This window comes from Tepidimonas aquatica, from assembly GCF_007556585.1.
In the GTDB taxonomy this organism is placed as follows: Bacteria; Pseudomonadota; Gammaproteobacteria; order Burkholderiales; family Burkholderiaceae_C; genus Tepidimonas; species Tepidimonas aquatica.
In genome coordinates, this window is sequence record NZ_VJNA01000009.1 from 22,878 (window position 1) to 45,592 (window position 22,715).

The window sequence follows — 22,715 nt, forward strand, 5'->3', positions numbered from 1 at the left end:
ACACCGATGAGTCACTTTCTCGACCGCCTGACGCATTTTGCGCTGCCGACCCAGTCCTTCGCCGATGGGCATGGCGTGACCACCGCCGAGGATCGCACCTGGGAGGCCGCCTATCGCGACCGCTGGGCGCACGACAAGATCGTCCGCAGCACGCATGGGGTGAACTGCACCGGGTCGTGCTCGTGGAAGATCTATGTCAAAGGGGGCATCGTGACGTGGGAGACGCAGCAGACCGACTACCCCCGAACCCGGCCAGATCTGCCCAACCACGAGCCTCGCGGCTGTGCGCGTGGGGCCAGCTACAGCTGGTACCTGTACAGCGCCAACCGGGTCAAGTACCCCATGGTGCGCGGCGCGCTGCTCAAACACTGGCGCGCGGCGCTCACCGTGGCCAAAAGCCCCGTCGATGCCTGGGCCAGCGTGGTGCAGAACCCCGATGCCCGCCGCGAGTGGCAGAGCCAGCGCGGCTTGGGCGGCTTCGTGCGCAGCACCTGGGAGGAGGTCAACCAGCTCATCGCCGCGGCCAATGTCTACACCATCCAGCGCTACGGCCCGGACCGGGTGGTGGGTTTCTCGCCCATTCCGGCGATGTCGATGATCAGTTATGCCGCGGGTACGCGCTATCTGTCGCTCATCGGTGGCGTGTGCATGAGCTTTTACGACTGGTACTGCGACCTGCCGCCTGCCAGCCCGATGATCTGGGGCGAGCAGACCGACGTGCCCGAGAGCGCCGACTGGTACAACTCGACATTCCTGATCGCCTGGGGATCCAACGTGCCGCAGACGCGCACGCCGGACGCCCACTTCTTCACCGAGGTGCGCTACAAGGGCGCCAAGACGGTGGCGATCACGCCCGACTACGCCGAGATCTCCAAGCTTTGCGATTTGTGGCTGCATCCCAAGCAAGGCACGGACGCGGCGCTGGCGATGGCGATGGGCCACGTCATCCTGCGCGAATTCCACGTCGAGCGGCGCAGCACCTATTTCGACGACTATGTGCGCCGCTACACCGACCTGCCGCTGCTGGTGCTGCTGGAAGAGCACAGCCTGCCCGACGGACGCCGGGCCTTGGTGCCGGCGCGTTATTTGCGCGCCAGCGACTTCAACGGCAAGCTCGGCCAGGACAACAACCCCGAGTGGAAGACGGTCGCCTTCGACGAGGCGGACAAGGTCGTGCTGCCCAACGGATCGGTCGGCTTCCGGTGGGGGCCGGAGGGGCGCAGCGATCTGGGCAAGTGGAACCTGGAGAACAAGGAGGCCCTCCACGGCCGCGAGGTGCGCCTCAAGCTCAGCGTGATGGAGGGCCAGGGGGCGCAATACGACGTGGGGCAGGTGGCATTCCCGTACTTCGGCGGGGTGCACAACCCGCACTTTGCCGCCAATCCGCAGGACGGCGATGTGCTGCTGCGCACGGTGCCCTTGCGTCGCATCAAGCTCGGCAAGGCGGGCGAGGAGCGCCACGCCCTCGTCGCCACCGTGTTCGACCTGACGGCGGCGCATTACGGCGTGCCGCGCGGCCTGCCGGGCGACACGGGCGCCGCCTCGTACGACGACGACGCCCCCTACACCCCGGCGTGGCAGGAACGCATCACGGGTGTGCCGCGCGAGCAGGCCATTGCCGTGGCACGCCAGTTCGCCGACAACGCGGACAAAACGCACGGCAAGTCGATGGTGATCATCGGTGCGGCCATGAACCACTGGTACCACAGTGACATGAACTACCGCGGCATCATCAACATGCTGATGCTGTGCGGCTGCATCGGGCAAAGCGGGGGTGGCTGGGCGCATTATGTGGGGCAGGAGAAGCTGCGCCCGCAGTCGGGCTGGACGCCGCTGGCCTTCGCGCTGGACTGGGTGCGGCCACCGCGCCACCAGAACAGCACCAGCTTCTTTTATGTGCACACCGATCAGTGGCGCTACGAGCGCCTGGGGGTGGACGAGATTCTGTCGCCGCTGGCGGATCGCGAGCAGTGGAAGGGTTCGTTCATCGACTACAACGTGCGCTCGGCCCGCATGGGCTGGCTGCCTGCCAATCCGCAGCTGCAGACCAATCCGCTGCAGGTGGCCCGCGATGCGGCCGCTCAGGGAATGGATCCCAAGGACTACGTGGCGCAGGGGCTGCGCACCGGCAAGCTGCGCATGGCCTGGGAGGACCCGGATCACCCGGACAACTGGCCGCGCAACCTGTTCGTCTGGCGCTCCAACCTACTCGGCTCCAGTGGAAAGGGGCACGAGTACTTCTTGAAGCATCTGCTGGGCACCACGCATGGTGTGCAAGGGGGCGAGCTGTCGGATCCCGCTGCACGCCCGCGGGAGGTCGTCTGGCGTGACCAGGCCCCGGAGGGCAAGCTGGATCTGTTGGTGACGCTGGACTTTCGCATGAGTACGACTTGTCTGTACTCGGACATCGTGCTGCCGACGGCGAGCTGGTACGAGAAGAACGACCTCAACACCAGCGATATGCACCCCTTCATCCATCCGTTGTCGGCGGCGGTCGATCCCGTTTGGGAGAGCCGCAGCGACTGGGAGATCTTCAAGGGATTTGCCAAGGCATTCAGCGAGGCTTCCCAGGGACACCTGGGGGTGGAGAAGGAGGTCGTTTTGCTGCCCCTGCTGCACGACACACCGGCGGAGCTGGCGCAGCCTTTCGATGTGCGCGACTGGAAGCGTGGCGAATGCGAGCTGGTGCCGGGCAAGACGGCCCCCCAGATCCAAGTCGTCGAGCGCGATTACCCCAACACCTACGCGCGCTTCACGGCCTTGGGCCCGCTGATGGACAAACTGGGCAACGGCGGCAAAGGCATGGCGTGGCCGACGCAGGAGGAGGTGCGCCAGCTTGCCGAACTCAACGGTGCCGTACAGGCCGACGGCCCGACCCAGGGCCGCCCGCGCATCGACACCGATATCGACGCTTGCGAGGTGGTGCTGCAACTGGCGCCCGAAACCAACGGCCATGTGGCGGTGAAGGCGTGGGAGGCGCTGTCCAGGGTGACCGGGCGCGACCACACCCACCTGGCGCTGCATCGGGAGGACGAGAAGATTCGGTTCCGCGACATCCAGGCGCAACCGCGCAAGATCATCAGCTCGCCGATCTGGTCTGGACTGGAGAGCGAGAAGGTCTCGTACAACGCCGGCTACACCAATGTGCATGAGCTGATCCCATGGCGCACCCTCTCCGGTCGCCAGCAGTTCTACCTCGACCACCCCTGGATGACGGCGTTTGGCGAAAACTTCAGCAGCTACCGTCCGCCGGTGGACATGAAGGCGGTAGACGAGCTGATGGCGCGCAAATCCAACGGCCATCCGGAGATCTTGCTCAACTTCATCACGCCGCACCAAAAGTGGGGCATTCACAGCACCTACAGCGACAACCTGTTGATGCTCACCCTCAACCGCGGCGGGCCGGTCATCTGGTTGTCCGAGGACGATGCCCGCCGTGCGGGCATTGCCGACAACGATTGGGTGGAGCTGTTCAACGTCAACGGGGCCATCGCCGCGCGCGCCGTCGTCAGTCAGCGCGTCATGCCGGGCATGGTGATGATGTACCACGCGCAGGAAAAGATCATCAACACCCCGGGCTCCGAGATCACCGGCACCCGCGGTGGCATCCACAACTCGGTCACGCGCGTGGTGCTCAAGCCCACACACATGATCGGCGGCTACGCCCAGTTCAGCTACGGCTTCAACTACTACGGAACGATCGGCACCAACCGCGACGAGTTCGTCATCGTGCGCAAGATGCGCCGCATCGACTGGCTCGACGGTGAGCGTCGCGACGCCGTGCAGGCCTGAAGCGCCATTCCCGCGCAACGAACCCAGGAGAGAACCACCATGAAAGTGCGCGCCCAGATCGCAATGGTGCTCAACCTCGACAAGTGCATTGGCTGCCACACCTGTTCGGTGACGTGCAAGAACGTGTGGACCAACCGTCCCGGGATGGAATATGCCTGGTTCAACAACGTCGAGAACAAGCCCGGCATCGGTTATCCCAAGGAATGGGAGAACCAGGACCGCTGGAACGGGGGCTGGAAGCGCCGTTCCGATGGCGCACTCGTGCCGCGCCAGGGCGGCAAATGGTCGCTGTTGATGAAGATCTTCAGCAACCCCAACCTGCCGCAGATCGACGACTACTACGAGCCGTTCACCTTCGACTACGAGCATCTGCACCATGCACCGTCGTCGAAGGCGGCACCCACCGCGCGCCCGCGCAGCCTGATCACCGGCCAGCGCATGGACAAGATCGAGTGGGGGCCGAACTGGGAGGAAATCCTCGGTGGCGAGTTTGCCAAACGCAGCAAGGACGCCAATCTGAGCGGTTTCGATCAGGTGCAGAAGGACATGCTCGGCCAATTCGAGAACACGTTCCTGATGTACCTGCCGCGGCTGTGCGAGCACTGCCTCAACCCGGCTTGCGTGGCGTCGTGTCCCTCCGGCTCGATCTACAAGCGCGAGGAGGACGGCATCGTTCTGATCGATCAGGACAAGTGTCGCGGCTGGCGGATGTGCGTCTCGGGCTGTCCGTACAAAAAGATCTACTACAACTGGCAAAGCGGCAAGGCCGAGAAATGCGTCTTTTGTTATCCCCGCATCGAGGCCGGGGAGCCCACCGTGTGTTCGGAGACGTGCGTCGGCCGCATCCGCTACCTGGGGGTGATGCTGTACGACGCCGACAGCATCGCCGAGGCCGCCAGCGTCGAGAACGAGCGCGATCTGTACCGGGCGCAGCTTGACATCTTTCTGGACCCGAACGACCCGAAGGTGATCGCGCAGGCGCGGGCCGATGGTGTGCCCGAGGCGTGGCTGGAGGCGGCGCGCCGCAGCCCGGTCTACAAGATGGCGATCGATTGGAAGGTCGCCCTGCCCCTGCACCCCGAGTACCGCACACTGCCGATGGTGTGGTACGTGCCGCCGCTGTCACCGATCTCGGCCGCGGCCAATGCCGGGCATATCGGGGCCCATGGCGAGCTGCCGGACGTCGAGCAGCTGCGCATCCCCGTACAGTACCTGGCCAATTTGCTGACGGCGGGCGATACACGTCCCGTGGTGCTGGCGCTGCGGCGCATGCTGGCCATGCGGGCTTACCAGCGGGCCAAGCACGTCGAGGGGGTGGAAAACCGCCTCGTGCTGACCGAGGCGGATCTGACCCCCGTCCAGGTGGAGGAGATGTACCGCATCATGGCCATCGCCAACTACGAGGACCGCTTCGTCATCCCCACCACCCACCGCGAATACGCCGAGGACGCCTTCGACCTGAGAGGCAGCTGTGGCTTTTCGTTTGGCAACGGCTGCTCCGAGGGGCAGACCGAGACCAGTCTGTTCGGTGGTCAGCGCAAACGCACCATCCCCATCAAGGTCGAGGCCTGAGCCCGCCCCCCACGGAGTGAGACGACCATGAAAACCCCACGACTGACCTATACCCTGCGTGCGCTGGCCTTCTTGTTGCGCTATCCCGATCAGGAGACCCGTGCTCTTGCGCCCCAAGCCGTGCAAGCCCTCGCCGCAGAGGGCGTCGTGCCCACCGAGCGGTTGCGGCGCCTGCGGGCCTGGGTGGACGCATGGCTGCACAGGGACGGCTACGAAGTCGAGGCGGAGTACGTCGAGACTTTCGATCGCGGGCGCAGCACGTCGCTGCATCTGTTCGAGCATGTGCATGGCGACTCGCGCGAGCGGGGGCCGGCCATGATCGATCTGTTGCAGACCTACGAGGCGGCCGGTCTGCGCCTGCACAGCCACGAGTTGCCGGACCATTTGCCCGTGTTGCTGGAGTTTGCCTCGACGCAGCCAGCCGACGTCGCCCGTGGCCTGGTCGGCGAGGTGGCGCACATCGTCAATGCCCTGATCGGCGCTCTGCAACGCCGGCGCAGCGCCTATGCGGACGTGTTGATCGCGGTGCTGGAAGCGTGTGGCCAGCGGGTCGAGCCCGCCGAGCCGGATGATGAGCCGGCGTTGGATGCGAGTTGGTCCGAACCCCAGGCTTTTGGCGGTTGTCCCAGCTCGGCCGCGTCGGGCAGCGAGCGGCCGATTCGATTCGTTCGCCGTCGATCCGAGGCGACGGCGTCCGTCGTGTGATGTCTTTCAGCGGAGCAGGCCATGAACGCGCTCAATGCCTTTTTCTTCAGCGTCTATCCCTACATCTGTCTGACCGTTTTTCTGCTTGGCAGTCTGCTGCGCTTCGATCGCGACCAGTACACCTGGAAGAGCGATTCCTCGCAGTTGCTGCGCGCCGGGCAATTGCGCTGGGGCAGCAACCTCTTCCATGCCGGCATCTTGTTCCTGTTCTTCGGGCACACGGTGGGCATGCTGACTCCGCACTTCGTCTACGAGCCGTTCATGAGCGCGGGCACGAAGCAGGTGCTGGCCATGGTGTCGGGTGGGCTCTTTGGGGTGTTGGGGTTCGTGGGGGTATCGCTGCTGCTGCACCGTCGGTTGACCGATCCCCGTATCCGCGCCACCTCGCGCACCAGCGACATCGTGTTGTTGTGGTTGTTGTGGGCGCAGTTTGCCCTCGGTCTGGCAACCATCCCCTTCTCGGCCCAGCATCTGGACGGCAGCGTGATGTTGATGCTGGACGAGTGGGCGCAGCGCATCGTGACTTTCCGTTCCGGCACGGCCGAGCTGGTGGCCGACGTCGGATGGGTATTCAAGGTCCACATGGTTCTGGGCATGACGATCTTTCTGATCTTCCCGTTCACGCGGTTGGTGCATGTGTGGAGCGGGTTCGCCTCAGTGGCGTACCTGTGGCGCCCGTACCAGATCGTGCGCAGCCGGCGGCTGGGCACCCACGGAGGGCGGTGACATGCAGGCGCGCCTGATCTCCTCCTCCCCGTCAACCGGGGCCGAAGCCGGGCCCGGCGGGGCCAGCATCAATGGCGTCGCCCTGCACGGGCCGCACGAGACCCTGACGCCGGAAGAACTGCGCGAGCGTGCCTGGGGCGAGTTGCTGCGGCAGCGCGCCGTCGCTGCCGGACTGCTGCCGGCACGCCTGGTTGCCGTTGCTCCGGAGCTCGAGGCACAGGAGCACGCCGCCATCGACGCCCTGCTCGCGCGCGAGCTGCAGACGCCAGAGCCCGACGAGGCGGCCTGCCGCCGCCATTACGAGGCCAACCGTCGCCGCTTCGTCGAGGGACAGGCGTTGCATGTGCGGCACATCCTGTTTGCGGTCACCCCTCGGGTGGATGTGCATGCGCTCACCCGCCGCGCCGAGCAGGCGCTGCTCGAGCTCTTGCGTCCCGATGCGCCGCCCGGGCGTTTCGAGCAGATGGCGGCCGAACTGTCCAATTGCCCCAGCGGCGCGCAGGGGGGCGATCTGGGCTGGATCGGGCCGGCCGACTGTGCTCCCGAACTGGCCAATGAACTGTTCTATCAGCAGGACTCCTCTCTGGCCCTGGGGGTGCATCCGCGTCTGGTGCGCACCCGCTTTGGCTTGCACATCGTGCGTGTCATGGGGCGCCGGCCAGGCAAGCGCATTCCTTTCGAGGAGGCGCGCCCGCGCATCGAACGCGACCTGTCACTGCGCGCCCGTGCGGTGGCGCTGCGACACTATCTGCACCGGCTGGCCGCGGACGCCCGTGTCTGTGGGGTCGATCTGGGTGCTTCTGACGGGCCGCTGCTGCAGTGAACAGGGGTGCTGGATGAATTCCCACCTCACCCCCAACCCGATGCCCGACGTGGTGCCGCAGACCGGCCCGATCGGGATGCCACCACAGAGCCGCCGCTGGCTGGCCGACAGTGGCCTGAGGCCGCTGAACTTGGGCGGCCGCACCTTGCTGCCCGTTGTGCAGGGGGGCATGGGCGTGGGGGTGTCGGCTGGAGGCTTGGCCGGCACCGTCGCTGCGGCCGGCGCCGTGGGAACCATTTCCTCCGTCGACCTGCGCCGACTGCATCCGGACCTCATGGCGCAAACCAGCCACCTGGACCACAAGGCCCCGGACGTGCGCGCCCGCATCGATGCCGCCAATCTGGAGGCATTGGACCGCGAGATCCGCCGCGCCCGTCGCCTGGCCGCAGGGCATGGCGTGATCGCGGTCAACGTGATGCGCGCCTTGTCGGCCTACGCGGACTACGTCCGGCAGGCCCTGGCCAGCGGGGCCGATGCGATCGTGGTGGGGGCAGGGCTGCCGCTGGACCTGCCCGAGCTGGCGCAGGACCACCCGCGGGTGGCGCTGATTCCCATTCTGTCCGATGCACGTGGGGTGCAGGTGGTGGTGCGGCGCTGGATGAAACGCGGGCGTCTGCCCGACGCCATCGTCCTGGAGCATCCCCGACTGGCCGGCGGACATCTCGGGGCGGCCCGGGTGGCCGATCTGACCGATCGGCGTTTCGATTTCGACGTCGCGATACCAGAGGTGTTGGCATTCCTGGCGCGCGAAGGCATCGAGCGAGACATACCGATCATCGCTGCGGGTGGCATCTCCACCCACGACGATGTCCGGCGCCTGCAAGGACTGGGGGCGGCAGCCGTCCAACTCGGCACCGCCTTTGCGGTCACGGCCGAATCCGATGCGGCCGAAGCGTTCAAGCGGGTGTTGGTGAGCGCTCGACCCGAGGACGTGGTGGAGTTCACCAGCGTCGCCGGCCTGCCGGCCCGTGCCGTGCGGACACCGTGGCTGGAAAAATACCTGCGCCTGGAGCCGCGGATGCAGGCCATGGCCCACCCCAAACGCCGCTGCAACATGGGTTTTGACTGCTTGGCGCGGTGTGGGTTGCGCGATGGCGTACCCGAGATGGGGCAGTTCTGCATCGACCAGCAGCTGGGCCATGCGTTACAGGGTGACGTGGCGCGCGGACTGTTTTTTCGCGGGGCCGGGCGGCTGCCGTTTGGGGAGGCGATTCGCCCCGTGCGCGATCTGTTGCGCTGGCTGCTCGGCCAGCCAGTGGCGGATGCGGCGGCTGGCTGAGGAGGCACCGTGCCCGCCCGCATCTCCCCGTTTCCACCGGCCGCACCGCACGATGACCGTTGGCATTGGCGCACGCTGTGGCAGGCACCGCACCGACTGGGGTTTGCGGCGGCGATGGCAGTCTTGCTCGTTGCGTCGCTGTGGTGGGGTTGGATGCTGCTGTTGCGCGTGTGGCCATTGGGGTTGCCATCGTTGCGGCTCGCTCCCATTCTGGTGCACGGGGTGGTGATGACGCTGGGTTTCATCCCGCTGTTCGTGGCTGGTTTCCAATTTACCGCCGGGCCCAAATGGCTGGCGGTGGCTGCGCCACCCGCGCAGGCACTGCTGCCGCCGGTGGTGCTGCAGCTGGCTGGCTGGCTGGCATGGTTGTTTGGTGGGCACTGGGGCATGGGGTGGGCCGTGCCTGGGCTGGCACTGGCCGCGACCGGGCAGGCGTGGGTGGCGGCGCGCTTCACGGTTTTGCTGCGATGCAGCCGGGTGGAGGACCGCTGGCATGCCGCCATCATTGCGGTGGCTGCGTGGATGGGGGTGGTCCATCTGGTCGCGTTGGCACTCGCCCTGATGGGCGAAGCGATTCCTCTGGCCCTGGTGGTGGTGCGCTCGGCGGTCTGGCTGTACGTGATCCCCGTGTTCGTCGCGGCGTTGCATCGATTGGTTCCGTTTTTTACCTCCAGCGCCTTGCCGATGGTCGAGGTCTGGCGTCCATGGTGGGTGCTGATCGTGCTGTTGGCGGCCGCGGTGGCGGAGGCGACTTTCGAGTGGGGCGGCTGGCTGCAGGGGCAGGGGCCCTCGCGGGGGTGGATGCTCAGCCGCGGTCTGTTCGAACTGGTGGTGGGCAGCATCGTGTTGTGGCTGGCCCTCGTGTGGGGGCTGGTCCAGGCGTTGAGCATTCGGTTGCTCGCCATGCTGCATCTGGGGGTGCTGTGGCTGGGGCTGGCTTATTGCCTGTTGGGCGCCGCCCAGTTGCTGGGCCTGCGGCAGGGGGTGCCATTGCTCGGCCTGGGGGCTTGGCATGCGCTGACGATGGGCTTTGTGGGGTCGATCCTGTACGCCATGGTCACGCGCGTCTCCTGTGGCCACGGGGGGCGCAAGCTGTTGGCCGATGACGCGACTTGGTGGGGCTTCTGGGCGCTGCAGCTGGCGGTCGTGCTGCGTGTCGGCAGTGCCGCGTGGCCCAACGAATCCTTGGGCCTGCTGTTGGCGATGCTGGTGTGGTTGGGCGCGCTCGGGCCATGGGGCGTGCGACTGCTGTCGTGGTATGGCCGGCCGCGACCCGATGGCCGTCCGGGCTGACACCCCGATGGATGAACAGGATGGGGTGAACCATGAGGCCTTCGACACTCGAGTACGTGGATGCGCGCGGCTTGCCGATGTGGGTTCGGCCGGTTCAGGGCATCTTGGGCCGGCTGCGCCTGCGTGCCAAGCTGATGTTGAAGGGGGCGATGCTTGTCCTGTCGTTGATGGCCGCGCTGGGCTTGCGGGTTCAACAACGCTGGCGGGAATGGAACGCTGCCGTGATTGCGAAGCGGGGGACCGATGTGGCGCGCACCATCGGCGACGCCATCCTCGCCAAACGGACCCATCTAGGCTTGACGCACTGGCTGTTGGGGGGCGCCTCGGTGGCGTCAGAGCGCGATGTGGGGGCTGATCGTCACGGCGGGGGCGACCACCGTGCTGGTGTTCGCAGTGATTTTGCTTCGGTGCGGCGCTCGTGGCCTCGGCGCGCCACAGCGTGTCCGAGGCGCACCGCGCGACCAGTGCTACTGCCCAGGGCGATCTGACCGTCACCGCCGAGGTACATGGGCGGGACGAGGTGGCCGATTTGCTGATGCACATCCACCCCATGCAGGAGCGCTTACACCATGTGCTGGCGCGCATGCACGATGCGCAGGTCCACGAGGCCATCGAGCAGCTCAACGATGTGACACAAAGCAACGCCGCGCTGGTCGAAGAAAACACGGCGGCGGTCAAAACGCTGGACGACCAGGTTCAGGCGTTGCGTCAGCAGATCAACCGCTTCAAACTCCGGCATGTCCGGACTTGAGAGATTCCGAGGAGGAATATGGACAACGCACCACTCGTGGCGCCCGCTGTGGGCCTCTGTGTGGAGGGCGCCGATTGGGCGCTGGAGTGGATCACCCGACGCCAGACCGTTCTGCCCAAGCGATTGGTGGCTCCGGGGCCAAGCCGCGCCGAGATCGAGCGGTTGCTGACCGCGGCGGCCGCCGCGCCTGACCATGGACAGCTGCTGCCTTGGCGGTTCATCGACGTGCCGGTCGCTGCCCGCGAGGCACTGGGGGACGTGTTCGCCCAGGCCTTGCGGGAGCGCGACCCGGCGGCGACCACCGAGCAGCAGGCTCAGGCCCGCGAGAAAGCGCGCCGTGCTCCGCTGTTGTGGTTGCTGGTTGTCGATGCCCGCCCGCGTACCGAGGACGTGCCTGTGCGCGAGCGGCTCATCAGTGCGGGTTGCGCCGTGCAAAACATCATGTTGATGGCCATGGCGATGGGCTACGGGTCGGCGCTGACCAGCGGCAAGGCGCTGGATTCGGCCGTGTTGCGGCAGGCATTTGCGCTGTCCGATGCCGATATGCCGGTGTGCTTCCTGAGCATCGGCACGGTGTGCCAGGCGCGCGCTCCGCGTGCCCGTCCGGCGCCGGCGCAGCTGTTTTCGGTCTGGACACCGAGCTTACCTATCGGGGGGGTGTCATGACCAGTCCGGTTTGGGTCGGGGGCGGGAAGGAGCCACAAGCAGACCACGAGCATCCGTTCGAGTGGTTGCGGGCCTGCCACGACCGGGTCGAGCGCACGCTCGATTTGCTGCAGCGGTTGGTGGCTCATGTGGATGGCCACGGCGCCGACACTTCCTCAGCGCAGGCCGCTGCCCAGGTCCAGCGCTACTTCGATCGGGCGGCCCCGTTGCATCACGAGGATGAGGAGCTGCACGTCTTTCCGCGCGTGCGCGCGATGTGCGACGCACGCTTAGACGCTCTGGTGCAGCGCCTGCAGGCGGATCATGCTGCCATGGCAGATGATTGGGCACAGTTGCGCCCGGTCTTGTTGCGCTTGCAGGCAGCCGTGGGCGACGCGGGCTGGCGCTGGTCCAGCGATGATCGGGAATGCCTGACGCGCTTCGTGCGGCGCTACGAGTGCCACATTGCCACCGAGGAGGGCGAGGTCTTCGTGGCAGCCGAACATGCCATGACCGCCGCCGATCGGGCGGTCATGTCCGAGGACATGATGGTTCGCCGGGCAATCGGTGCTCCCCCCGCGAGGGCGATGGCACTCAAGCCGTCGCGGGTGCCACGTTGATCATGTGATCGGCCAGCTGTTGCAGCGCCTCGCCGAGCGCGTGGCGCAGGCCCTCGTCGGCCACCTCCTCGGCCAGCGCCAGGCGCATGCACAGCATCCACTGGTCGCGCTCGCGCGGGCCGATGGCGTACGGCAGGTGGCGCATGCGCAGGCGCGGGTGGCCGTGCTTTTGCACATACAGCGGCGGGCCGCCCAGCCAGCCGGAGAGGAACTCGAACAGGCTCTGGCGCGCGCCGTCCAGGCTGTCGGGGTGCAGCTTGCGAACCGCGTAGGCCTCCGGCAGCTCGTCCATCAGGTCGTAGAAGCGGTCGACCAGGCGCCGCACGGCGGCCTCGCCGCCGAGCGCGGCGTAGGGGGTGGTGGGGGCGTGGTTCATGGTGAAGTCCTCCACGGGAAGGGGCCGGTCGGGGAGCGTCCGGGCCGGGTCAGGCGACGCGCTGCACACCCGCTTCGGGCGCGGGGCCGAACAGACGCGGCGTCAGCCGCACGTACCACGCGGCCGCCTGCACCTGCACCACGTAGGCCAGCGCGATCAGCAGCGCGGCTTCGGCACCGGCGGCGCCGAACACCCCCATCGCGATGGCCAGGGCGATGGACAGGTTGCGCATGACGGTGCCATAGACCAGCGCGATGCCGTCGCCGCGGGCGAACAGCCCGCGCGCCAGCGCCGTGCTGAGCGCAAAGTTGACGCCGTAGAGCACGAGCAGCGGCACCAGCAGCGCCGGCAGTTGCGCCGGGTGGGCCACGATGTCGCTGGATTTGAGCGCCAGCGACACCGCGACGATGCCGAGCACCCCCAGCGTGGACAGCGGCGCGAAGCGCGGCGCGAGCCGCTGCTTGAACGCCGCCTCGCCATGCCGCGCCACCAGCCAGCGGCGCGTGGCGGTGCCAAGTGCCAGCGGCAGCAGCACGATCAGCGCGATCTGCGCAAAAACCTGCAGCAGCGGCACCGGCACCACCGCGCCGAGCAGCGCGCGCAGGTACAGCGGAGCCAGCAGCGAGCCGGCCAGCAAGCCGATCACCGTCATGCGCACGGCGGCCGGCACGTTGCCCTTGGCCATGCCGGTCCACGAGATGGTCATGCCCGAGGTCGGCAGCAGCGCGGTCAGCAGCAGCGCTAGGCGTAGCATCGGCTGCTCGGGGAAGAACAGCAGGCCCAGCGCGTAGCCGATGGCCGGCAGCAGCACGAAGTTGACCGCCAGCGTCACGCCCTGCAGCCGCAGCCCGCCGGGCCGCAGCAGCTCGCGCAGATCGACGCCGACCATCATCGGATAGACCATCAGAAAGGTCAGCGGCAGGATCAGCGCGCGCAGCGCCGGCTCCGGCAGCCAGGGCCCCAGCAGCAGGCCGAGCGCCATCGCGCCGGGAATGCTCCAGACCAGGTTTTTCTGCAACCACTGCAGCGGCGTCCACATGGGCGGCCTCCGGTGCGGGTCAGGCGTTGCGCAGCGCCAGCGCCCACGCCTGCATGGCGTCGTTGGCGGGCTTCATCGGCGCGTCCATGAAGCTGATGACGAAGTGCGAGCCGGTGTCGGCGATGCCGATCGAGCGCGGACGCACCGCCAGCACCTGCGGGTTGGGCAGCGCGTGGCCGAAGCAGAACAGCACGTTGACGGCGGCCTGGATGTCGGGGGCCACCTCGCCGCCGATGGCGCGCGTGTGCGCCAGGTGGTCGAAGGTGCCGAGGTAGGTCACGCGCGGCGTGCGCTCGATGCATTGGCGGAAGTAAGCCGCGATCTCCTCCGCGCTGCGGTAGGTCGTCTCGCGCTTGTCGAGGTCGAGCACGGTGATGGGGTATTTCTCTTGAAAGTGCAGCGATTTCATGGTGGATGCCAGGTGAACCGATGGAGAGGCGGCGGGCGCCGGATGCGGCGTCCGCGTGCCAAGCGCCGTGTTTCTGCACAAGCCGTGCCAGCCGTCTTCGCTCGGGGCACCGCCCTGTCGGCCGGCGCTGTGGCCTCCAAAAGCCCTCGCGCGCCGTGACCGACGCGGTTTTGACTGACAATCATGGCAGACATCCACTCGCCACCATGGACGCGCTGCCCGAACTCGCCGCCTTTCTGGAAAGCCTGCCGGAGCCGCACATCCTGTTCGACCGGGACTACCGCATCCTGGCGGCCAACAGCGCCTACCGGCTGGCGTTCAGCCCGAACGACGAGGTGGTCGGGCGGCGCTGTTACGAGGTGTCGCACCACTTCGACCGGCCGTGCGACCAGGCCGGCGAGTCGTGCCCGCTGGCGCAGTCGCTGCGCTCCGGCGGGCGCGAGCGGGTGCTGCACCTGCACCACACGCCCAAGGGCGAGGAGTACGTCAACATCGAGCTGACGCCGCTGCCGGATGCGCAGGGTCGGCTGCACGGCTTCGTCGAGAAGGTGGCCACGCTGCCCAGTGTGCGCCCGCGCGGCGACGAGGGGGCGGCGCTGGTGGGCCGCTCGCCGGCGTTCCAGCGCATGCTGGCGCGCGTGGCGCGCGTGGCCTCGGCGAAGGCCAGCGTGCTGCTGCTGGGCGAATCCGGCACCGGCAAGGAGCTGGTGGCGCGCGCCATCCACGAAGGCAGCCCGCGCGCCTCGCGCCCGCTGGTGGTGGTGGACTGCTCCAGCCTGCCGGAGACGCTGTTCGAGTCCGAGGTGTTCGGCCACGAGAAAGGCGCCTTCACCGGCGCGACGCACACCAAGATCGGCCTGGTGGAGGCGGCCAATGGCGGCACCCTGTTCCTTGACGAGGTCGGCGACATCCCGCCGCCGATGCAGGTCAAGCTGCTGCGGCTGCTGGAGTCCGGCACCTACCGGCGCGTCGGCAGCACCGAGCTGCGCCTGACGCTGCACCCGCAGGCGCTGCAGCGCCTGATGGCGCACCCGTTTCCGGGCAACGTGGGCGAGCTGCGCAACGTGCTGGAGCACGCCGCGCTGTGGTGCGACGGCGACGAGATCCTGCCGGAGCACGTGGAGGAGGCGCTGGCCGCCGGCCGGCGGGCCGCCCCGGCGAGCGCGGCGGCGACGGTGGCGCCGCCGGCCGGGTCTGATGGCCTGGAGGCGGAGGCGCCGGACGAAGCCCCGCTGCCGACGGCCCGCCGCGAGCGCGAGCGTGAGACACTGCGCCGCGCGCTGCAGGCGCACCACGGCAGCCGCGCGGCGCTGGCGGCGCGCCTGGGCATCAGCGAGCGCACGCTCTACCGCAAGCTCAAGGCCCACGGGCTGCTCGGTGAGGCGCCCGGGCCCGCCGCGGCGGCGTCGCCTTAGCGCCGCCGCGCCGCCGGCAGGTCGGCGTAGTAGGCCGCCAGCGCCTCGATCTCGGCGCGGCTGAGCCGCTCGGCGAAGAAGCGCATGCCCTTGGCGACGTCGTTGTGGCGCTCGCCCCCGTGGTAGTGCAGCATCGTGCGCACGAAATAGACCGGGTTCTGGCCGCCCAGCGCCGGTGCCTCTAGCTTGCCGCCCTGGCCGCCGACGCCGTGGCAGCTCGCGCACGGCGTGATCAGGCGCTGCGGGTCGCCCTTGCGCACCAGCTGCTCGGCCTGGGCGCGCGTGACGCTGCTCGCGGGCCGCGGCGTGCCGTCGTCGCGCGGCAGCGGCAGGCTGGCGTAGTAGGCCGCCACGTCGGCGATCTGCTGCGGCGTCATCATCTGCGCCACGTCGCGCATCAGGCGCGCGCCTTCGGTTTCCAGCCGCCGGCCCTGCTGGTAGTCCAACAGCATCTTGGCGGTGTAGCTGGCCTTCTGGCCGGCCAGGTGGGCCCAGTTCAGCGTCGGCGCCACGCCAACCTCGCCGTGGCAGGAGGCGCAGAACATCTGGCGGTGCACCTGCTCGCCCCGCTTGGCGTCACCCGGCGGCAGCGCGGCCAGCGCCTGGCGCAGGCTGGCGCTGGTCCAGGCGGAGGTGGGGGCGGCCTCGTGCGCGGCGGGGGCGGCGCCTGCGGCGGCGCCGATGCCCGGCAGCGCAGCCGCCAGCAGGGAAGGGATCGTGCGTCGCATCGTGCGCTCCTTTCGCATCAGGCAAAGCAGTCCTGGGTGAAGGTGCGCAGCCACGCCTGCTGGTAGCGCGCGCCGAGTCGGATCTGCACCGGTGAGGCGTCCAGCGGGAGGTAGCGCTCCTTGCCGTTGACGCGGCCGATCTTGCCGTCGGGCAGGATGCGGAACACGTCGGCGACGAACAGGCCGTAATCCTTGCCGGCCAGCGCGTAGCAGGTGTTTTCCCACAGCGGCTCGGGCGCCTTGCGGCCGGCCAGCTCCTCGACGATGGCGCGCGCCACCACCTTGGCCTGCGTGTTGGCGGAAAAACCGCTCTTCGGCATCGCATCGGCGATGCTGGCATCGCCGATGACATGCACGTGGGGCACCAGCGTCGAGGCGAACGTGCGCCGTTCGATTGGGCAAAAGCCGCTGCCGTCGGTCAGGCCGAAGGTGCGCGCGATCGCCCCGGCGCGCATCGGCGGGATGATGTTGATGACGTCGGCCTGGATCGTCTCGCCCTCGGTTTCCAGCCGCATGCGCCTGGCGTCGAGCTTCAGCGGCCGGCCGCCGTCCTTGCCGCGGATCCAACTGATCATGCTCGGCTTGCTGTGGGTCTTCAACTCCACCTTGTCGGCCATCTTCTTGGCGTAGTCTTCGGGCAGGTTGAAGCCGTAGAGGCGGTTCCAGCCGAGCATCATCGTTTCGTCGGTGACGAAGGCATCCTTCGGGTCGGCGATGATGACCTTGGCGGTGGGGTTGCGCTGCAGCAGCCATTCGGTGACCAGCGCCGCGCGCTCGTAAGGCCCTGGCGGGCAGCGGTAGGGGTTCGGCGGGGCGGCCAGCACGAACACGCCGCCCGGGCGCATGGCCTTGAGCTGCTGCGCCAGCAGCGCGGTCTGCTCGCCCGGGATCCAGCCCGACGGCACCGCCGTGCGCGCCACCTGCTCGCTGTAGCCGGGGTAGGCGTCGTAGAGCAGCTCGATGCCCGGCGAGACGATCAGCCGGTCGTAGCCGATGCGCTGCTTGCCGGCGGTGGTGACGACGCGCGCCACCGGATCCAGCGCCACCGCGGCGTCGAACACGAAGCGGATGCCGTACTTGTCGCGCAGCGTGTCGTAGCGCACCTCCAGGTCGCGCATCGTGATGTGCTCGGTCAGCACCTCCGACGAGCCGTAGGGGCGGATGTAGATCGGGTTGCGCTCGATCACGGTGACGTCGAGCGCCGGGTTGAAGAGCTTGAGGTACTTGGCCGCGGTGGCGCCGCCGACGCCGCCGCCGACGATGACGATGCGCGCCTTCTCGTTGGCGAAGGCCAGCGTCGGCGCGGTGGCCGCGGCCAGCAGGCCGAGCGCCTGGCCCATCCAGGCGCGGCGCGTGGCGCCGCCGGTGGCGGGATGCAGGGTCGTCATGGTTATCCCCCTTACAGCGGCTTCTGCGCTGCGAAGAATTCGGCCATCGCCAGCAGCTGCGCGTCGGTGAAGCCGCGCGCCACGTGGCCCATCAGCGTGGAAGGCCGCTTGCCGTCACGAAAATCTTTCATCGTGCGCACGAACTGCTCCACCGGCATGCCGGCCAGCGGCATGAAGGCCTCGTCGCCGAGCTGGCCGTAGGTGCCGTGGCAGGCGGCGCAGCTGTGCGCCATCACGTCGCCGCGCAGCGGCTCGTCGCTGGCCACATTCAGCGGGCTGGGGGCGGCCGCCGCCGCTGCGGGGGCGGTGGGGGCGCTGGCGGAGGCGGCGGTCTTCTGCGCCACCGTGGCCACCGCCACGCCGACGCTGGTCAGCCCGGCGGCCAGCAGCACCGGCCACAACGTGCGCCGCCAGGCGGGTTGTTTGCGTTCGCTCATGGTTTGCTCACTCCTTGGCGGGGGCGCTGGCCGTTCAGCGCAGCCACACCCACAGTCCGACGCCGAAGTACGCCAGCGTCCACAGCACCAGCAGCCGCACCGACCACTGGCCCAGCGCCGTCACGCGCGGCCCCGGGGTGTAGGTGCCCTGGCGCTGCTGGCCGGCCTGCCACGCCACCGTCAGCAGGTAGCCCAGCGTGACGCCGCCGACGACGGCGAAGGTGACGAAGAACAGCACGGTGCTGTACCAGTCCATCTGGATGCGGTAGTCCAGCGCGTCGTAGCCGTGCGTGCCGAGCAGGGTGACGTAGCGCAGCGCCTCGCGTGCGGCACCGACGACGATCAGCGCCACCGCACCGGCGCCGAAGATGCCGTAGCCCCACAAGCCCCGGTCCAGCTGCGGCCCCAGCACGAGCGGCAGCGCCACCACCGCCAGCAGCGCCGCCAGCGCCAGCCACACCCACGGCGAGGTGGCGAACCACGCCATCTTGGCCGGCAGCGTCGCCATCCACAGCGCGCCCAGCAGCACGGCCACCACGCCGCCGGCCACCATCAGGCGCTGCGCCAGCGCGCGCACCCAGTCGAGGTAGACCGCGTCGCCCTCGCCGGCGCCGATCAGGTAGCGGCGGTAGGCGTACAGCCACGCGCCGGTCACCGGCGCCGACAGCGCGATGAAGAAGCCGAAGCGCGGCAGGTTCCAGTAGTGCAGGCTGCGGCCGCTCGGGTCGATCGCGCCGCCCGGGGCGTACCACTGCATCCACGCCTCCGGGAACAGCATCTGGTTGGTCAGGCTGTGCACGATGAAGCCGACCAGCAGCAGCGCCACCGACAGCACCATCCACGCCGTGCCGCGCGCGCCGTCGCGCACCAGGTCGTGGTTGCGCCAGTAGAACAGGTACATCGCCATGTAGCCGCCGATCAGCGCGACGATGAAGCCGATCACCCACCAGGCCGACAGCACGTTGGAGGTGTACCAGAACGGGTCGTAGATCACCTGCACGAACAGGAGCGGCGCCACGCCCAGCACGATCGCCACCGAGACGGCGATCTTGGCCGTGGTCAGCATCGCCGCGGCGAGCCGGCGCCAGTGCGTCTCGGCGCTGAAGGCGCCGCGCAGCGTCAGCGCCGAGGCGCCCAGCATCACCTGCACCGCCGCGATGTGCAGCGCGAACGTCAGCACGCCCAGGATCAGGAACAGCACCGGGTGCGAGGGCACCCCGGCCTGGTCGCGCAGCGCGTAGAGCATTTCCGGGGTCATGGCATCACTCCTTGGCGGGGGCCTGGGCGGTGGCCGCCGCGGTGGCGGTGGCGCGGCCCGGCAGGGTGGACAGGATGTAGGCCGCCAGCGCCTGCGCCTCGTCGGCGCGCAGCGGGATCTGCGGCATGTACAGCGTGTTGCCGCTGGCCAGCGCCGCCTGCAGGTATTCGGCGACCTCGCCTTCGCTGGCGGTGGGGCTGAAGTAGCGCGCCAGCGGGCGCATGCCGGTGGCCGACAGCGAGTGGCAGTTGGAGCACGCCGCCAGCGCCAGCGCCCGGCCGGCCTCGACGCGGTTGCCGTCGCGCACGGTGCGCAGTTCCTGCGGGATGAAGGCGTGCGTGGCCAGCCAGCCGTGCGCCTCGAGCTTGGGGATCTCGGACTTCACGCCCATGCCCGGCACGTCGCGCCCGACGATCTGGTTGGAGTAGACGTACTGCCCGGCCACCCACGGCTTGCGCACCGACTCGCGCGCCACTTCCTCCGGCCACAGGCCCACCACCAGGATCGCCACCGTCATCGCGGCGGCCAGCCCTGGCATCAGCAGGCGCGGCTGCGCCCAGGTCAGGGCGAAGTACAGCACCGTGCCGCCCACCGCGACCCCCAGCATCAGCGGGAAGCGCTCTGGCAGGCGGTTTTCCAGCACGATCGCGGCGGTCTCCGGCAGCGTGCTCAGGTACCACTGCAGCATCGCCACGCCGGCCAGCGCCGAGACGATGCCGACCACCGACAGCGTGCGCGCGACGCGGCGCTTGAGCTCGGCGTCCTCGAAGCGTGCCGCCACGATGCCGCCCACCACCGCCATGATGGTGAACATGAAGGCGGTGCGCATGCCCAGGTGCGCGAAGGTGTTGCCGCCGTAGAAGGCGTTGAGCACGCCGCCGGTCTCGGCCCATTCGGGGCGGCCCGGCCACATCATGAAGCTCAGGATGCCGACGATGATCAGCATCGTCGTGTACGAGGCCAGGCCGAAGATCACGGCGATGCGCGTGTGCGTGCGCACGTCGACCTTGCCGACCAGGTACACCAGCAGGTAGACGCCGGCGATCTCGATGACGAAGAACACCCACTCGGTGGCCCACATCCACACGAAGCTGTGGATCAGCGCCGAGATGCCGCGCGGGCTGGCCACGGTGGTGGAGTACCAGATGCCCGGGCCGGTGATGGAGCCCAGCACGTAGCTGAACACCAGCAGGAACATGCCGTAGCGCCGCACGAATTCCAGCAGCCCGGGCTGGTGGGTGCGGTAGGCATGGTTGACGAGCCAGGCGAAGAAGATCGCGGCCGCCACCGAGGTGTGGGAGAACAGCACGTGGGCCGTGGCGATGAGGCCGACGATCCATCCGCTGCCCACGCTGGTGTCGAGCCAGGTCGGGTACAAGCCGATGAGGTCCATGGGTCCTTGCTCCTGTTGCGGGACGGGCTGGAAGCGGGGGATGCCGTTCCATACCGCGACGGGTATCGTCCGGATACCGGATCCCGTTACAAAAAGCGTGCCAAATCGGCGGTTGATCTGTATCAACCGCCGTCTGGGCCAACCTCTCGACGTGCGCGACTTCGGCCGTGCGGGCTCCGGTCTTTTTGCTTTAGGTTGGCAGACATTGCTGCCGTATTTGGCAGACGGATTGGGTTGTCAGATCGCCGCGGCCCGGCTCGCCAGCCAGGCGCGCCAGCCGCCGCAGGCGGTGATGTCGGTGGCGCCCTCGACGCCGGCGGCCTCGCAGACGAAGCCGTTGACCCAGCGGCCGTCGTCCAGCTCGACCTTGCCGATGGCCAGCGGCGCGGCCACCAGGTCGACGAAGGAGCCGAAGGCCGTCGCCGGCAGTTCCCACACCTCGCACGCGATCGGCTGGCCGCCCTCGCGGACCCGCACGAGGCCGGGCCGGCGACCGTCCGGCAGCGCGTACAGGCGGTAGCGCGGGGCGGTGCGGGCTTCGGCGACGAGCCGCGCCCCGCGCTCCCGCAGCTGGCCGTTGAGCGGCAGGCCGGACAGGTGGGCGCCGAACACGGCCACCTGCACCATCCCGCTCGGCAGCGCGGCGAGCAGGGCCTCGTCGGGCTGCGGCGGCAGCGGCCAGCCGGTGGCGCCCATCGTGTCGGCCAGGCGCCGGTGCAGCCGGGCCGCCAGCCGCAGCAGCCCGGCGTCGTGGTGCGCCGGCGCGATCAGCGTCACGCCGAACGGCAATCCGTCGGGTTGCAGGCCGGCCGGCACCGCGGTGGCGGCCAGATCCAGCAGGTTGACGAAGTTGGTGTAGCGGCCGAGCTCGCTGTTGAGCCGCACCGGGTCGGCCTGCATCGCGTCGATGCGGTGCGGCCGGGCGGCGGTGGGCAGCAGCATCGCGTCGGCCTGGTCCCACAGCGCGTCGCACGCCACCCGCAGCGCCTGCAGGCGGTACTGGGCCTCGAAGGCGTCGGTGGCGTCGTGGCGGCGCGCGCCGTCGATGATGCTGCGCACCGGCTCGATCACCTGGTCGGCGTGGGCGTCGAAGAAGGCACGGATGGCCGCGTGGCGCTCGGCCACCCACGGGCCTTCGTACAGCAGCCGCGCCACCTCCAGGAACGGCCGCAGGTCGAACGGGACGCAGCTGGCACCCAGCGCGCGGGCCTGCTCGACCGCCTGCCGGCACAGCCGTTCGCCATCCGTGTTGCCGAAGAACGCCAGATCCTCGTCGCGCGGCACGGCGAGCCGCCAGCCGGGCCGCGCGGCGAAGTCCCCGCCGAGCCCTGCCAGCGGCCGCGCGTACGGGTCCTCGCCGTCCGGCCCGGCGGCCACCGCCAGCACCTGCGCGGCGTCCTCCGCCGTCAGCGCGAAGATCGACACGCAGTCCAGCGTGCGGCAGGCCGGCACCACCCCGGAGGCGGGAATGACGCCGCGCGTCGGCTTGTGGCCGACCAGGTGGTTGAAGGCCGCCGGCACGCGGCCGGAGCCGGCCGTATCGGTGCCGAGCGCGAAGCTGGCCAGCCCGAGCGCGACGGCCACCGCCGAGCCGGAGCTGGAGCCGCCCGAGATCCACGCTGGATCGAAGGCGTTGCGGCAGACGCCGTACGGCGAGCGCGTGCCGTTGAGCCCGGTGGCGAACTGGTCGAGGTTGGTCTTGCCGACGAGGATCGCGCCGGCGTCCAGCAGCCGCTGCACCACCGTGGCGTGGCGCGCCGGCTGGTAGGCGAACGCCGGGCAGGCGGCGGTGGTGGGCAGACCGGCGACGTCGATGTTGTCCTTGACCGCGAACGGCACGCCGTACAGGGGCAGCGCGGCCGGGTCGAGGTCGAGCAGGGCGCGGGCGCGCGCCAGCAGGGCCTCGCGCGGGACGCGCGTGATCCAAATGCCGTGGGCGTCGCCCTCGGCCTCGAGCGCCTCCCACAGGCGCTCGACGAGGTCGACGGGGGTCAGCTCGCGCGCCAGGTAAGCGGCGCGCAGCCGCGGCAGGTTCAGTGGGGGCAGCATCGGGGTGTCCTTTCCTC

General features: G+C 69.0%; 21 protein-coding genes. 12 read left to right on the forward strand and 9 right to left on the reverse strand.

Annotated elements, in window-relative coordinates; all coding sequences use genetic code 11:
* The first annotated feature begins 6 nt into the window (after positions 1–6).
* From Taqua_RS04715 to Taqua_RS04765, 11 genes are all read left to right on the forward strand, one after another.
* The gene (locus Taqua_RS04715; protein WP_143969045.1) at positions 7–3,792 is read left to right on the forward strand and encodes a nitrate reductase subunit alpha; all 3,786 of its coding nucleotides are present in this window, start codon (positions 7–9) and stop codon (positions 3,790–3,792) included.
* Positions 3,793–3,831: 39 nt separating this feature from the next.
* Complete coding sequence (gene narH / locus Taqua_RS04720) at positions 3,832–5,364, forward strand: nitrate reductase subunit beta (RefSeq protein WP_144325208.1); 1,533 nt, start codon at positions 3,832–3,834, stop codon at positions 5,362–5,364.
* 27 nt (positions 5,365–5,391) lie between these two features.
* Positions 5,392–6,069 carry a nitrate reductase molybdenum cofactor assembly chaperone gene (gene narJ, locus Taqua_RS04725; protein ID WP_143969044.1) on the forward strand — a complete coding sequence of 226 codons (678 nt, stop codon included), beginning with the start codon at positions 5,392–5,394 and terminating at the stop codon, positions 6,067–6,069.
* A gap of 21 nt (positions 6,070–6,090) precedes the next feature.
* Positions 6,091–6,795 carry a respiratory nitrate reductase subunit gamma gene (gene narI / locus Taqua_RS04730; protein WP_144325210.1) on the forward strand — a complete coding sequence of 235 codons (705 nt, stop codon included), beginning with the start codon at positions 6,091–6,093 and terminating at the stop codon, positions 6,793–6,795.
* Between the two features lies 1 nt (position 6,796).
* Positions 6,797–7,618 carry a peptidylprolyl isomerase gene (locus Taqua_RS04735; RefSeq protein WP_068607849.1) on the forward strand — a complete coding sequence of 274 codons (822 nt, stop codon included), beginning with the start codon at positions 6,797–6,799 and terminating at the stop codon, positions 7,616–7,618.
* Between the two features lie 76 nt (positions 7,619–7,694).
* Positions 7,695–8,897 (forward strand): NAD(P)H-dependent flavin oxidoreductase, encoded by a 1,203-nt coding sequence (locus Taqua_RS04740; protein WP_144325290.1) that lies wholly within the window; start codon positions 7,695–7,697, stop codon positions 8,895–8,897.
* 9 nt (positions 8,898–8,906) lie between these two features.
* The gene (locus tag Taqua_RS04745) at positions 8,907–10,190 is read left to right on the forward strand and encodes an NnrS family protein (protein ID WP_246094623.1); all 1,284 of its coding nucleotides are present in this window, start codon (positions 8,907–8,909) and stop codon (positions 10,188–10,190) included.
* A gap of 32 nt (positions 10,191–10,222) precedes the next feature.
* Positions 10,223–10,678 carry a hypothetical protein gene (locus Taqua_RS04750; RefSeq protein ID WP_144325212.1) on the forward strand — a complete coding sequence of 152 codons (456 nt, stop codon included), beginning with the start codon at positions 10,223–10,225 and terminating at the stop codon, positions 10,676–10,678.
* 47 nt (positions 10,679–10,725) lie between these two features.
* Entirely contained in the window at positions 10,726–10,941 is a 216-nt protein-coding gene (locus Taqua_RS13465; RefSeq protein WP_144325214.1) for a hypothetical protein, read from the forward strand.
* A gap of 36 nt (positions 10,942–10,977) precedes the next feature.
* Complete coding sequence (locus Taqua_RS04760) at positions 10,978–11,607, forward strand: nitroreductase family protein (protein WP_425472581.1); 630 nt, start codon at positions 10,978–10,980, stop codon at positions 11,605–11,607.
* Positions 11,604–12,206 (forward strand): hemerythrin domain-containing protein, encoded by a 603-nt coding sequence (locus Taqua_RS04765; protein WP_144325217.1) that lies wholly within the window; start codon positions 11,604–11,606, stop codon positions 12,204–12,206. The genes Taqua_RS04760 and Taqua_RS04765 overlap by 4 nt, the downstream gene beginning before the upstream one ends.
* Here Taqua_RS04765 and Taqua_RS04770 read toward each other — a convergent pair.
* The 3 genes from Taqua_RS04770 to Taqua_RS04780 are packed head-to-tail and all read right to left on the reverse strand — an operon-like array spanning position 12,181 to position 14,030.
* Positions 12,181–12,582, reverse strand: coding sequence for a group II truncated hemoglobin (locus Taqua_RS04770; RefSeq protein WP_144325219.1), 402 nt, complete (start codon positions 12,580–12,582; stop codon positions 12,181–12,183). The genes Taqua_RS04765 and Taqua_RS04770 overlap by 26 nt on opposite strands.
* Before the next feature lie 49 nt (positions 12,583–12,631).
* The gene (locus tag Taqua_RS04775; RefSeq protein WP_144325221.1) at positions 12,632–13,621 is read right to left on the reverse strand and encodes an arsenic resistance protein; all 990 of its coding nucleotides are present in this window, start codon (positions 13,619–13,621) and stop codon (positions 12,632–12,634) included.
* A 19-nt stretch (positions 13,622–13,640) separates the two neighbouring features.
* Entirely contained in the window at positions 13,641–14,030 is a 390-nt protein-coding gene (locus Taqua_RS04780; RefSeq protein WP_144325223.1) for a DUF6858 family protein, read from the reverse strand.
* A 206-nt stretch (positions 14,031–14,236) separates the two neighbouring features.
* On the opposite strand from Taqua_RS04780, the gene Taqua_RS04785 reads away from it, so the two are divergent.
* Positions 14,237–15,445 (forward strand): sigma 54-interacting transcriptional regulator, encoded by a 1,209-nt coding sequence (locus Taqua_RS04785; protein ID WP_144325225.1) that lies wholly within the window; start codon positions 14,237–14,239, stop codon positions 15,443–15,445.
* Here the strand turns inward: Taqua_RS04785 and Taqua_RS04790 are convergent.
* From Taqua_RS04790 to atzF, 6 genes are all read right to left on the reverse strand, one after another.
* Positions 15,442–16,173 carry a c-type cytochrome gene (locus Taqua_RS04790; RefSeq protein ID WP_144325227.1) on the reverse strand — a complete coding sequence of 244 codons (732 nt, stop codon included), beginning with the start codon at positions 16,171–16,173 and terminating at the stop codon, positions 15,442–15,444. The genes Taqua_RS04785 and Taqua_RS04790 overlap by 4 nt on opposite strands.
* 17 nt (positions 16,174–16,190) lie before the next feature.
* On the reverse strand, positions 16,191–17,561 hold the full coding sequence (locus Taqua_RS04795; RefSeq protein WP_246094624.1) for an FCSD flavin-binding domain-containing protein: 1,371 nt from the start codon (positions 17,559–17,561) through the stop codon (positions 16,191–16,193).
* 11 nt (positions 17,562–17,572) lie between these two features.
* Entirely contained in the window at positions 17,573–17,998 is a 426-nt protein-coding gene (locus Taqua_RS04800; protein ID WP_221933916.1) for a c-type cytochrome, read from the reverse strand.
* Positions 17,999–18,032: 34 nt separating this feature from the next.
* Positions 18,033–19,256: a hypothetical protein gene (locus Taqua_RS04805; protein WP_144325229.1), complete on the reverse strand. Its 1,224-nt coding sequence runs from the start codon at positions 19,254–19,256 to the stop codon at positions 18,033–18,035.
* Positions 19,257–19,260: 4 nt separating this feature from the next.
* Positions 19,261–20,649: a cytochrome c gene (locus tag Taqua_RS04810; RefSeq protein ID WP_144325231.1), complete on the reverse strand. Its 1,389-nt coding sequence runs from the start codon at positions 20,647–20,649 to the stop codon at positions 19,261–19,263.
* Positions 20,650–20,886: 237 nt separating this feature from the next.
* Positions 20,887–22,698 (reverse strand): allophanate hydrolase, encoded by a 1,812-nt coding sequence (atzF, locus tag Taqua_RS04815; RefSeq protein ID WP_144325233.1) that lies wholly within the window; start codon positions 22,696–22,698, stop codon positions 20,887–20,889.
* Positions 22,699–22,715 lie beyond the last annotated feature (17 nt).